General features: G+C 43.9%; 10 protein-coding genes. 1 reads left to right on the top strand and 9 read right to left on the bottom strand.

Translation table 11 applies throughout. The features are described 5' to 3' along the window. Positions 1-21 precede the first annotated feature (21 nt). From F6J90_RS14460 to F6J90_RS14420, 9 genes are all read right to left on the bottom strand, one after another. A complete protein-coding gene (locus tag F6J90_RS14460; RefSeq protein WP_293094435.1) occupies positions 22-828 on the bottom strand; it encodes a sulfite exporter TauE/SafE family protein in 807 nt (268 codons plus the stop codon). 414 nt (positions 829-1,242) lie between these two features. Beyond that, a complete protein-coding gene (locus F6J90_RS14455; protein ID WP_293094432.1) occupies positions 1,243-3,540 on the bottom strand; it encodes a glycosyltransferase in 2,298 nt (765 codons plus the stop codon). A 527-nt stretch (positions 3,541-4,067) separates the two neighbouring features. Further along, positions 4,068-5,234, bottom strand: coding sequence for an FAD-binding oxidoreductase (locus F6J90_RS14450; RefSeq protein WP_293094429.1), 1,167 nt, complete (start codon positions 5,232-5,234; stop codon positions 4,068-4,070). A gap of 35 nt (positions 5,235-5,269) precedes the next feature. Further along, on the bottom strand, positions 5,270-5,725 hold the full coding sequence (locus F6J90_RS14445; protein ID WP_334220044.1) for a diacylglycerol kinase family protein: 456 nt from the start codon (positions 5,723-5,725) through the stop codon (positions 5,270-5,272). Between the two features lie 158 nt (positions 5,726-5,883). After that, entirely contained in the window at positions 5,884-6,411 is a 528-nt protein-coding gene (gene ybeY, locus F6J90_RS14440; protein ID WP_293094424.1) for an rRNA maturation RNase YbeY, read from the bottom strand. 177 nt (positions 6,412-6,588) lie between these two features. Next, the gene (locus F6J90_RS14435) at positions 6,589-7,713 is read right to left on the bottom strand and encodes an RNA-guided endonuclease TnpB family protein (protein ID WP_293094421.1); all 1,125 of its coding nucleotides are present in this window, start codon (positions 7,711-7,713) and stop codon (positions 6,589-6,591) included. A gap of 384 nt (positions 7,714-8,097) precedes the next feature. Continuing rightward, on the bottom strand, positions 8,098-8,310 hold the full coding sequence (locus F6J90_RS14430; protein WP_293094418.1) for a DUF3285 domain-containing protein: 213 nt from the start codon (positions 8,308-8,310) through the stop codon (positions 8,098-8,100). Positions 8,311-8,541: 231 nt separating this feature from the next. After that, positions 8,542-9,652, bottom strand: a protein-coding gene (gene prfB, locus F6J90_RS14425) for a peptide chain release factor 2 (RefSeq protein WP_293094415.1) whose coding sequence is annotated in 2 segments (ribosomal slippage) — positions 8,542-9,579 and positions 9,581-9,652 — 1,110 coding nt in all. Because the reading frame shifts where the segments join, the coding sequence is not laid out codon by codon here. Positions 9,653-10,778: 1,126 nt separating this feature from the next. Next, positions 10,779-11,507, bottom strand: coding sequence for a Bax inhibitor-1 family protein (locus tag F6J90_RS14420; protein WP_293094412.1), 729 nt, complete (start codon positions 11,505-11,507; stop codon positions 10,779-10,781). Between the two features lie 1,135 nt (positions 11,508-12,642). Here F6J90_RS14420 and F6J90_RS14415 point away from each other — a divergent pair. After that, positions 12,643-13,425, top strand: coding sequence for an RNA polymerase sigma factor SigF (locus tag F6J90_RS14415; RefSeq protein ID WP_293094409.1), 783 nt, complete (start codon positions 12,643-12,645; stop codon positions 13,423-13,425). Positions 13,426-13,466 lie beyond the last annotated feature (41 nt).

Below are 13,466 nucleotides of genomic sequence, written 5' to 3'. Positions count from 1 at the left end.
TAATCAAGTAGATACAGACTTTCAACCACGGTAACTCTGCCATGCCTGCCAAAACATATAAATTGATAGGGAAAATAACAGGGTGCGAAATCCATTGCTCACCACTTGGTCTGGTAACTTTGGCAAAAAGCGAGTACTAATTTGCGCTCCCAAAAAGCCTCCTATACCTAGGAGCAGTCCCTCAATCCATAAGACATTCCCCTGTAAGGCATGTCCTGCACAGGCTGAAACTGCCGTAATCACGATTACCCCTAGACTTGTCTGAATGGCAGTTTTAATTGGTTCTCCTAGGAGCAACATTTGCAGTGGAACCATAATTGTTCCCCCACCAATACCAAATAGACCAGCTAATAAGCCAGCTAAACCACCTGTCGCGATCCTGGCTACAGTAGCTTTGGTGGAAGAGTTTGAAGAAAGTCTGTTGTTTGGTGCTCTTTGAGATTCCTGTTGCGCTCTAGACTTAAGCTGTTTGCGTAGTTGGATCAGATATATCGTAACCAGTAGCAGTATCCCAAAGGCTACCAGTAACAAGTAAGGAGGGAAGAGATCGGCTAGATAGGCACCAATTTGTGCTGTGATTAGAGCCGGAAATCCGATGCCAATTACACTTTTTAGATCAAAGTAGCCCATCCGCCAGTTTTGCACTGTAGCAGATGTAGCTGTAATCACAATCGACAGACTACTGGTAGCCGCCGCTTGAACTGGTTGATATCCTAATGCCACTAACAACGGGACGAGCACTACACCGCCGCCAATGCCGAGAAATCCGGCAAGAATACCTGCTAATAAACCGGAACCAGCAAAAATTAATAAATGGGTAGGAGTCATCCCTTTAGATCGCCTTTGGCTCAATGCACTTTTTTGCTAGCATAGCCGCTCTTGAGTCGTTGTTTAATTAGCGAACGCGCCCCGCGTGACCATTCGCGTAGCGTGGCCTAAAGGCCAAGGTCAATCCCATTTAGCTGGCAATTTAGCTTCATCCGCTCTTATGCCTCACATCTCAATGGGCAGCATGAGTGTCAGATGAATTGCGGACAGGGTATATCTCGTTTATATTAGATATAGTAGGGAAGACAAATTAAGAGCTAACCGCCACCTACTAATCAAAAATACAACTTATTGTATTTTTCCGGCGCGGAGGGGCATCCCGTGTCGTTAATAAAGCTTACCGAGTATCCTAACCGTTGGGTGGAGTTGGTAAGAAGCCCACACTGTAATCTTTGATAAGCGTGTGGGAGTATGTCACTTCTGGATGAGTTCATTGGGTATCGCCACTTTGATCACAACGGTTTCACCTTCGGCTTCCCAATGAGCGCTCGCCTCCACCTGGGAGTTTAGTTCTGGATTCATTGGTATTGCCACCTTGATAGCAACTTCTTCACCGACTGTTTGAGCAACACTAGGAGCTTTTACCCTAGGCTGAGCCACTAGTGAAATAGGTTTTAGTAAGGGTTCCGAGCTATTGTCCTCTTGGAAATCAGCAACAGTTGCCATCGCCTTTGGTGCTGGTGCTACCAGACCAATCCCATCATTGAGTTTGGTAAGGGTAGAGCTTGGTACCTCAGCGGAGCTAATTGTGCTGAGGTTTGAATTACGGTTAAACACAAATCTGGGCTGGAGCAAACTTTTTAATAAAAGCCACAGCAAGCTGAATTCTCCAGGGGTATCACAACGTTTCCACTGACCCACACCACAAAACAGCATTTCAATTAAACACCGTGTCTGGGGTAAACTCATCTGCTGATTAAATCCTATTTGGAGAGTCGGGCTTTCACTCGTGAGGTCTGTGTGAGTAATCTTTCCTTGTAGTCGCAAGTTCTCCCCCATTATTTTCAGACTTACTTTGATATTGTCTTTAAGGGAGATAGATAGCTTCTCTGTCAGCTTGATTTGAGTACCTACTTGAGAAATCCACTTAGTGATGCCCCAATAGGTTTGACCTCCTATATTTATTCGCACCACTTTACGTAAGTCAAACCATTCGTCAGTATTGGGATTAGGAGAATCCAGAAGGATTAGTAAGGCGATACTCAGCACCAGGAGATTGTAGCCACTCCAAATCCAAGCTAAGCTGATGCCTTGGGTAAGTTGGGCTGTTTCTAGGGATGGCAAACTGCTGGCTGGTATCAATAATTCGGTCAGATTAAACCCAAAGCTAATTGCTGTAGCAATGAATACAATAATCAGCGGCGATGCTAACTCCCAGTTGTAATTAAAACTCTCCCGAGATATTCCTTTCGGGGTTACTTTAAATCCTCTCGAGAAAGGATTCAGCATTGTCTGCAACACCGTTAATCCAATGGGGAAACATGACACTACTGAATAAATATCTGACATGAAAGCGGAGCGAGAGCCGCAGTTTATCCACGAGAATACAGAAAACTGTAGCAAATAGAAAGGAACTAAAAAACACAAGACTTCCGTAGCTGTTGCTTTAAAGGGAATAATCCCGAAAAATGTATAAGCTATGGGAACAATTAGAAAATAAATTCGTGACCAGCTAGTAAACCAATAAAGCAACCCATCTAAATGAACCAGTCTTTGGAGATGAGTAAGTCCAGGAATTGTTAATGGATTTGCCTCTAGAAAAAGTCCCTGTAATGTACCTTGTGCCCATCTTTGCCTCTGAGATACATGACCTGCTATATTTTCTGCTGCCAAGCCAGCACTTAATTTTTCATCAAGATATATTAACTTATAGCCTTGAGCAGATAAACAAAGCCCAGTATAGTAATCTTCAGCGATGGAATCGGTAAAAAAGCCACCAATACTTAATATTGCGCTGCGCCTAACCACAAAAGACGTGCCACAACACACAATACTATTTGTGGTATCCCGAATTGGTTGAATGTGTCGATAAAATAATTCTTCTTCTGCCGTCAGAATGTTTTCTAAACCTAAATTATAGGCAACCGGATCCGGATTATAGTAGCTTTGGGGAGTCTGAACTAGAGCGACTTCCTTATCCTTAAAGAAACCCACAGTCCGCTTGAGGAAGTTCCTAGTAGGAATAAAATCAGCATCAAATACAGCAATTAAATCCCCAGAGGTTTGAGGAAGGGCATTGTTTAAATTACCTGCTTTGGCATTAAGATTATTTGGTCGCGTAATATACTCGCAGCCTAGCTCAGCTGCAAGTTTTTTCATCTCAGGACGTCTAGTATCATCCAGAAGATAGATCGTTTTTTTTGTATACTCTAAAGCTTGACAACCAATAATTGTTCGCCGTAGAATAGAGGAATGTTCATTATACGTAGGAATCAGGATGTCAACAGAAGGGGTAAAACGACCACTAATAACCGATAATTCACCCCAATCAGCTTCCCGACTTCTATCTTTTATCTGGGGCAAGAAAAACAGCTGAATGGTGCTACCAGCTAGCCTCATTATTTCCGCTAGTAATAACCCCAAGCTAAAGACGCCATTGACCACGGTATCCAGATTGAGGGTAAACAGCGATCGCCACAGCACATACTGAACCGTCAGCAGTAGCAAAATCCCTACCACCACAAGCTGCCACTTAGAGCGAGTTTTTGTCATAATCCCTTAACTGCAATTCCAGTATTGTCATTAGTTCTTGGCAGAAGACCCCTATTACAGCCAATTGGGTTGAGGGGAGGGGATTGCCATCACCTGTAGGTTCATAACTAGTCTAGGCTCATAACTCGCTGGTTAGGACGAGCTAATTCCTTAGCTTCCCTCACAAGCTAAGGGGTAGACCGTCGCTTCCACCTTTCTTTATCTTAATTAACATTTAACTTGCTGATTGTTCACTGTTGACCGTTAACCCTTGACAGTGAAGATTACTCTGGTGTCAACACAAAATCCGTTGCTTAAATTATTCTTCAGGTTAAATGTGTATCTGCCTGTGACCATTAACCCAACTTAGTACAGTCTAATCCGACCTTGGACCCTACCTATGTTCCATAACTTTGACAGAGTCGCCCCTACCAAAGGGCTTTAAGGATGATGGAGCCACTGTATTGGCACTTTGACTGAGACTATGGGTCGATCACCAACAGACTCTTAACAAGCTTTAACCTAGCTTAATTTAACATAATACTTTGTTAACTGGCAGGGGACATCTCGGCTATTATTTCATCCTCTTGTCCAACCACCCAGTTAGCAAAGCGCTTGGCTAGGGGTGGCACAAATACCAGGGGGTTAGTAAAACTAGAAAATATATAAACTCCTTCCACACCACCGAAGGAACCAACCACTGGTAAACTAGTGTTGCTGAATGCTACTAAACAATGATGCCAGGTTCCTGGTAATTTCTCAAGAGCTGGTAGAATTTTACCCACTTGAGTACGAATTTCCGCTTCTCCTTTCTCTGGCGCTATAGTTGCATAGGGGTCTGTCAACACACGGCTGAGCTGACCCATCCGTAAACTGCCATCTAAAAACTGCACTGCACCTGCATCAAGAATCGGTGGTACTACCTCATGACCAGGCTCATCCCACAAGTGTTGAACTGACTCAGTACTGGCTTGCTGTTCGAGTTGAAACCGTTTCGTATTTGCTGGAATAACCATTGTCTGCAGCTGGATATCAACTCTGGGAGTTTCAATCATCTCCTCATGAGTGAAACACAAGTATACAGGAATTCCAGAAGCTTTCAATAAGGTGCGACTGAGTCCACCAGCACAGACAACCGTGTTAGCCGTGTGGTAAGTGGCTGCTACTGTTTTGACTGCCTTGATAGCATCTGAGCTCCTTACCAGTTCAACCACACGGGCAATTTGGATTTCCCCCCCAAAACGGCGGAAAGCGTTCAGGTAACCTTGGGTAGTCTTTCCCGGATGGATATGCCCGTGACGGACAGTAAAAGCTCCTGCGATCGCATTTCGATTGAGTAATGGTTCGAGGGCACAAGCGTCCTCCACACTCAACCAACTTGGGGGAGTAGCACAACGGGCATAATCTACTGCCAATTGCTCATAGTCATCGTTGAGGTCAATGGTCAGCAATAAGTCTAATTCCCGGAACTGGGTATCTGTTTCTAATTCCTCAGATAAAGTTTGATAAATTTCTCTAGCTTCCTGACATAGCACTCGAGTTAACTTTGATGTTCCTGACCAATAGCCAAGACTACCATAGCTATAGCGAGTTGCTCCCTCTAGGGTAGGATGTTGCTCCAAAATCAGAACACTCAAACCCTGGCGAGACAATTCGTACCCGAGTGCTGCTCCAGTAATGCCACCACCAACGACAATCCAGTCATATACTTTCATCGTAATAGTCGCACATCCTAAGTCTAATCGGGTGTTTAGCCCAAAACTGACTCAATTCTAATGATTAGGGGTGGCAGTAGCAGGGAACCGGCTACAAAAATAGCAGTTATCGCTGAGATCAGCACTGCACCAGCCGCACAATCTTTAGCAATTTTAGCCAGTTCATGGTATGTCTGTTTAACAGTTAGATCTACGACCGATTCAATAGCTGTATTTAACATCTCCATAGCCATGACTAGGCCAGTGGTTAGTCCAATCACAGCCAGTTCTACCAGGGATATTTGTAAAACAATGCCCAAGGTAATCGCTAGAATTCCAATAGCTGTATGGATGCGGAAGTTACGTTGGGTGACAAAGGCATAGCGAACCCCAGCCCAGGCATATTTGAAGCTAATCATTAATGTCGGAGCAATTCGCCAAGCCAAATCTCGGTGAGGTTTGACTTTGGAGTCAGAGTATTGTGGTACTGGTATAGATAGCTCTTGAGTCATCGGCAAGGTATTAGACACGAAAAACTGAGTTTGATAAGATTCGGCCTTTGGTAACACCATTTATTGGTTCAGGGATAGGTCTTGGGTATACCTTAATCTTTCCCATATGGGTTAGGAGGATTAACCTTTAGGGATATACTGAAAAGCACAGCAGACTTCTAGGAATAATTAGAAAGACCTACGCTCTGAAGTAGAGTCTCCTGCTGATCCAGCATTCTCAGTAGACTTTCCTCATCCGGATGATCCCATCCTAGAAGGTGAAGTAAACCATGGGTTGCCAGCCAGGCTAGTTCCGTAGATACAGAATGCCCGTGCTGTTGAGCCTGTTGAACAGCAGTATCTACCGAAATCACGATATCACCCAAGTATATAGGCACCGATAATTGCTTTTGAGGTGATAACTTAGGAGAGTTTACCTCTAAAGCGGCAAAAGCAAGTACATCTGTAGGCTGATTTTTTTTTCGGTACTGGGAATTAAGTGCTTGAATTTCACTATTGTCGGTAAGGCGAAGACTCAATTCGTAGCTCTTCGCCTCCGGTAAATCTGTTTCGAGACTTCCTAGCCATTGGTCAAACCAGCTTTCCCAAGTGTGGAGGGAAATTGGGCTGCTGAATTGGTTAGTAATGGTTTCAGTGGAATGGGAGCGATTAAAGAAACAATCCTGTACACTCAATTCAAACTTCACACTCAGCTTCTCCAAAAGGCTTGGTTACCAGTAGGTTACCCTACTGTGATGACCTAGCCGATTGGCTAGGTCTAGTCTTCCTTAAGTCTGGGTCTAGGACTATGCTTACTGTTCGCTTACTTTTGCTATCTGCTCCATAAAACTGATACAAACCTAGCTAATGCTAGTTAATGCTGTTTATTTCCTGCTTCTTTCGGGACTGTCGGCAGCACCCCGTCCACAGGCAGACACCGTAGAGCCCACGGCGTTTTTCAGATTTATCGCTGCGTTCAAATCCCTGTCCAGGATTAGACCACACTCACTACAGTTGTACGTCCTGATTGGCAACGGCATCTTCTGACGATGCCCGCAACTTGAACAAAGCTGAGATGATGGATAGAACCTATCCACCTTTACCAATTTGGCACCATACCACTGACACTTATACTCAAGTTGTCTTTTGAATTCATAGAATCCTTGGTCAGCGATCGAACTAGCCAGCTTATGATTAGCCATCATTCCCGATACATTTAAATCCTCAATTACCACCGTGCCGTGGTTTTTGGCTAAGTAAGTTGTGAGTTTTTCCAATGTGTCTTTGCGAATGTTGGCAACCCGTTGATGCTGTAATGCTAATCGGTTTACTGACTTGTGCCAGTTCTTGGAACCTTTTGTCTTTCTCGACAAATCACGGTGTAATCTAGCTAGTCGCTTTTTAGCTTGGCGGTAGGGTAATGAACCGGTGAAAACCTTCCCTGTACTAAGGGTGGCTAATTCTTTTATTCCCACATCTACCCCAACCACATCGATTTGTTTATGTGTTGGTTGTGGTTCATACTGATAATGAAAGCTCAGATACCAGCCGTCAGCTTGACGAGATATAGTGATTTTTTTTGTTTCTAAATCTGGCAATGGTTCATAAGTTCTTACCCATCCCAACTTGGGGAGTTTGTGCTTGCATCCTGACAATTTGAGCGGTTTTCCCGAATTATCTATGGTGAAGCTATCGTGTCTACCCTTTTTTTTGAATCTGGGATATTTCCCTAGTCCTTGGAAAAAGCATTTGTAAGCTGAGCCTAAGTTAATTAAGGCGTATTGGTAAACTTTGGATGATAGTTGACTCATCCAAGGGTAGTTAGGTTTAACGTGGTGGGTAAACAATTTTCTGATTGTACTCACCGAGGGTTTCAATCCTTCTTGAGAGGCTTGCTGCCATATTGCCAAGCCCCAGTTGTATACCCATCGAGAGTACCCAGCATGTTGTGCCATCAAGGTTTTTTGATAGTTATTGAGTTTTAGTTTAGTCTTGAGCGCTTTATACATGCTTGATCACCTTTGCTAAGGTTTTCTATTCACTATTAGCAACTCCTTCGACAGAGGCATCAACAGTAAGTTTAACTGATTTAACAAAGTCTTTAGCTAGATCAGCTCTTTAGCCTCACATCTCAATGCTACGCCATGAGTGTGAGATGAATCGCGGACAGCAACTCTGGTAAATAGCGTAGAAGTTCGCTATATTAGAAATACCAGGGAAGACAAATTAAGAGCTAACCGCCACCTGCGTATTTAAAAATAGAACTTCTTGTATTGTTCCGGTGGGTCGGGGCATCCCGTGTCGTTAATAAAGCTTACCGAGTATCCTAAGCAATAGCTGGAGTTGGGAAGAAGCCCACACTGACCTATCGGTTCAGTGTGGGAGTATGTCACCTAACGGGTTAGGTAGGCAAGACCCACCAGTAAGGCCAATAAACCAGAAACGGTTAGGAAAAAGTGCGTAAGGGATTTACCTCCCTTACGCACCATATTGCGCATGGCTAACTTGGTGTAACTGGGCTTGGGTTCAGTTGAACCATCGGGTGGGGCTGTCGTTGTATCCAGACCTTGTTCTGGCTCTTGGGTCGGTGAAGGTGGGTTGCTCATGGAACACAGGTAGTCTACGTCAGAATTTCTTTGCTGATTTTAATGTAACAACAGACTTAACAATTTTTACCAGGACTTACCCAGAAACTCTACTTGTAGGGTGCCTTATTAACACACCCTACAGGTAAGGCGCGTTTGTTGCCGAATTTTGCCTGAGTCCTGCTTACTTAAAACTTGAGAGATATTGGTAATAATCAAGCAACTTTCTCACTAATGACCAATAATTACTGATTAGTTAGTTAACTGATTTTCTTGACGCAGATACGCTTCAATGAATAAGTCAATATTACCATCAAGGACATCATTAACTGCTGTGGTTTCCACACTAGTACGCAGGTCTTTCACCATCTGGTAAGGATGAAACACATAATTTCGAATTTGGTTTCCCCAAGCCGCTTCCACCATGTCCCCTCGAATTTCAGCAATTTCTTGAGCTCGTTGCTCCTCAGCAATCACCAGCAGCTTAGCTTTCAGCAGTACTAAGGCTTTTTCTTTGTTTTGCAATTGAGAACGCTCCTGAGTACAGCGCACAGCCAGGCCGGTAGGAATATGGACAATCCGCACTGCAGTTTCTACCTTATTGACGTTTTGCCCTCCCTTACCACCAGCACGGGAGGTGGTAATTTCTAAATCCTTCTCGGGGATTTCCAGCTCAACGGTATTATCCACCGCAGGCATCACTTCTACTCCAGCAAAACTAGTCTGTCGCTTACCGTTAGCATTAAACGGGGAAATCCTAACCAGTCGATGAGTACCTTTCTCGGCTTTCAGGTAACCATAGGCGCGGAGTCCGTCAATTTCCAGAGTGACAGACTTAATCCCAGCTTCATCTCCTGGGGAAAGTTCTGCTAGGTGGACTTTATAACCATGGTTCTCTGCCCAACGGGTGTACATGCGCAGTAATAGGTCAGCCCAATCTTGGGCATCAGTTCCACCAGCCCCCGCATTGATGGTGAGGACAGCACCTTTAGCGTCGTAGGTACCAGATAACAGCTGTTCCAACTCCCAGCGATCCAGTTCTTTATTCAGCTGAGTCAAGTTGGTTTGAGCTTCTGCAAGCAGTGCCTCATCGGTTTCTAGTTCTAGCAACTCCAAGATCGCTTTAGTGTCTTCTAAACTAGATTGCCACTGTTTATACCGTTGGAGGTTAGATTTTAGGTCGTTGAGTTGTTGAAGGGTTTGTTGAGCAAAGTTTTGGTCATCCCAAAAATCCGGTTGAGCTGCCAGCTGCTCTAAATCTTGGATTTTGGCTTTCAGAGCAGCAATGTCAAAGATAGTCCTGGGTTTTACCCAGGCGCTCCGACAAGATTTCGACTGCCCGTTTCTGCTCTACGGTTTCCATAATGCTTCAATCCTTTACAAAACCATTATAACACCACCAGGGTATCTTGTTAATTTTACATTTTAACAAAACTCGCGGAATTCCCCCGATGCGATCGCCATGTCAAATCTCCTGGTAAAATTCCAATGTCCAAACGTAATTGGTAAGCATTCAGCTATCAGCCTATGCGCTACAGATGGTGCTACTTGAGGTGCTTATGGGCTATGGTCACGCTTTGCGAACAGCTTTTGAATCAAACAGGTAAGCATTGGAATAATGCTGAGTTACGGAAAGCTGCTAGGGATTCATAGTCTTTGGCTGATGGGCAAATCCCCAGACTTTCAATTCTCATTAATCTCGAACTATTAGGTGCGCACCTTGAGCGAATTTAATTCTTAATGGGTCAAGCGCACCTTTAAATTCTCCCCTTTGCGCATTGCCCATTGGCGCACGCTACTTGAGGTGCGCACGCTACGCTGGGTTTATTTTAAGCATGATAGCTGACAGCGGTAGGCTGAATGCTTACCGGAATTGGACATAGTCTAAGGATAATTGCCTCGATGCGATCGCCATGTCAAATCCCAAGGTTAAAACGTAATTGGACATTTAATCAACTTCCCCCAAAACGTTTTAAATTCCTCGAGTATAACCTTTTTTAATCTGTTAAGAACAATCCCAAGATTCATTGATAGACAAATCGATTTGATTTACTCCAATAATCACGCTTCATACTACACAACACCTTGCTTCTTTCCTAGAACATATCGATTTAAAACTTTACCATAAACTTTACCATAAATAGCGCTCACTTTGGATATTGCCATTTCCTTAGGGATTCGGAGTTCAGCAACATTTCGGTACTATCACAAAACCGCTTCAGAACAGGACTTGCCCCTATTGCTGGGCTGTAGGCAGCAATAGGGGCACAAATCAAATTTACTGGCCATGATGCTGTATTTCAGCCTCTGTTCGGGTTTATGGCTTCTATATGACGTCTAAGCTGTTGTGCATTTAAATTGCACAGCAGCAAGGCAGAAGTCAGAATGTAAAAGAGTTTCAGGGTTTTTTTCCTATTTAATAGGTGTATAGAAAAAAATCGGGGTACAGCATTGCCGTCCCCGATCAGGTTCTATCGTCTAGCACTGTCTTAGTCGCGACCATTAAGAGCAATCAGTAGCCGCAAAATGAACACGAACAAGTTAATATAGGTCAAATACATTGACAGGGCAGCAGGTAGATACTGGTCATCACGATAGGCGCGAGGTAGGACGAAGAAATCCACTACAGCCGCACCCGCAAAAATAACCACACCGATGCCAGAGATAGCAATTTCTAGAAAGCTGGGTGTGTATACACCAAAGAAGGATAAAACTAGCTGAGCCACCAAGACCACCAGCAAGGCGATAATACCCATCTGGACGGTTTTGGCTAAAGCAAAGCCATCTTCTTCAGAGAGATTAGAGCCAATTTGACGGCCAGCCATAAAAGCAACACCACAGCCAAAGGCAGCAATGGCAATGCCTTGCATGCCCACACCCCCTGTTCCTAGGGCAACGAATATTAAGCCACTGAGGGTGTAGCCGGACAAGAGACTGTAAGTAGCTAGAAGAGGCAAAGCTACAGTGTTGTTTCCGTTCTCAGCCACACCACGGGCAACGAAGAAAAGAATAAGTTCGGCAATTACGGCAAGCCAGATGGTGGTCATAAATAGCCCTGGGTTGCTTGAAATCACTCCCAGACCACCATAGACACCTAGTGCAGTTAAGACTAGTCCACCACCCAGGAAGGGTAGAGCATTAGCAATAACATTCGGACCAACTAGGGCTCGACCTTGAGATTCACGAATTGCTTGACGAAAGTTACTAGTGCTACTCATGAGATTTTAGTCAAGAATTTTCCGGATAAAGTATCAGCATTGATTTATAACTACTTCTATTTTGAACGATATCCGCAATCTTGTGGCAGGAGGGAAAACCGACTTACCTAGTACTCCGTCCAAATTTAATTGAGCGGTAAACTATACTTTTTCCGAATACCTAATACCTAACAGCGTAAGCATTCAGCCGTCAGCGGTCAGCCGTGAGCTAAAAGCTCACGCTACTTGAGGTGCTTATTTTATTCAAAAGCTGATACTTGAGGTGCTGATAGCTGATAGCGTAAGCATTCAGCGGTCAGCGGTCAGCCTTGGCCACGCTACTTGAGGTGCTGATACTTGAGGTGCTGATAGCAGCTTGTAGGGTGGGCAAAAACAGTTTGCTTGTTTTGAGTATTCGAGATTATACTACTTTGCCCACCCTACTTTAATTGGTCTGATAGCTTGTAGGGTGGGCAAAAACAGTTTGCTTGTTTTGAGTATTCGAGATTATACTACTTTGCCCACCCTACTTTAATTGGTCTGATAGCTTGTAGGGTGGGCAAAAACAGTTTGCTTGTTTTGAGTATTCGAGATTATACTACTTTGCCCACCCTACTTTAATTGGTCTGATAGCTTGTAGGGTGGGCAAAAACAGTTTGCTTGTTTTGAGTATTCGAGATTATACTACTTTGCCCACCCTACTTTAATTGGTCTGATAGCTGATAGCTGAATGCTTACCTGATACTTGAGGTGCTGATAGCTGAATGCTTACCTAACACCTAATACCTAACACCTAATACCTAATACCTAATATATAATACCTAACATCTAACACCATTAACCTTGCCCTAACCCTCAAAACTAAATTGACAGAGTACTAGTTGCCACTTTTTGCTAGTTGCCACTTTTTGCTAGTTGCCACTTGCGCGTCATTAGGTTATATATTATACCAAATTTAAGACGGTATAGGGATTTATCACTATACCGTCTTAAATTTGCGTGATTGTACAGAGAAAACAAAAACGGTAGTTTGTTTTTTCAGTAAAAGGACCATAGTAGCAAGGAGAATCTCTACAGACAATGAGTTGAAGAAGATTAATTGCTTAGGCTAAGCCTCGTGTCGTAAATAGGTTTCCACTTCTGGGATATTTTGAGAATGGCTATAGGGTCTGTTGGTTTTCAAGGAATGGAACTTCTGATTGCGTACTACCGAAATCCATCAATTCAACTTCGCAATCAGATAGTAAGATTAAATGCTGGGTTAGTGAGGAAGATTGCTCATATAGTCAGCCAGAAGTGTGCTGAACCTTATGAAGACCTCGAGCAAATGGGTTACATCGGCTTGATTCGTGCTATTGAGCGGTTCGACCCCCATCAAGGTTGTGCATTCAGTTCCTTAGCAGTGCCTTACATTCGCGGTGAGATGCTACATTTCTTGCGCGACAGGGGTTCTCTGGTCAAGATTCCTCGCCGATGGCAGGAACTGCAGCAGGCAGGGAAAAGAGTCAGCAAAAAGTTAGCAACTAACTTGGGACGCTTCCCCAGAGATGAAGAAATTGCTAAGGCTTTGGATGTATCACTGCAAGAGTGGCAGGAAAGTAAGTTGGCAGTTCAAAATCGTTTGCCTTTAAGTTTGGATGCCACGGTTTCTCAGAAGGTCGATCAACCCATGACTTTAGGAGAGACTCTACCGGATTACTATGAAGAGAATTTACACTATTGGGAAGAAGACCGACAACAGCTCCACGGTGCCTTGAGTCAGCTAGAATATAAAACTCAGGCAGCTATAGAGTTTGTTTTCTTACGAGAACTCCCCCGCAAGGAGGCAGCCAAACGAATTGGAGTGAGTCCGATGACAGTGACGCGACATGTCAAAAGAGGACTTCAAGAATTGGTTACCCTGATGAAATCTCAAGCATCGGAGCGTCTGGCAAGTTAGGAAGAATGAATAATTAAGAATGAATAATTAAGAATGGATAA

The organism is Moorena sp. SIOASIH (assembly GCF_010671925.1).
Classification (GTDB): domain Bacteria; phylum Cyanobacteriota; class Cyanobacteriia; order Cyanobacteriales; family Coleofasciculaceae; genus Moorena.
This window is presented reverse-complemented; position numbering and strand designations above follow the sequence as displayed.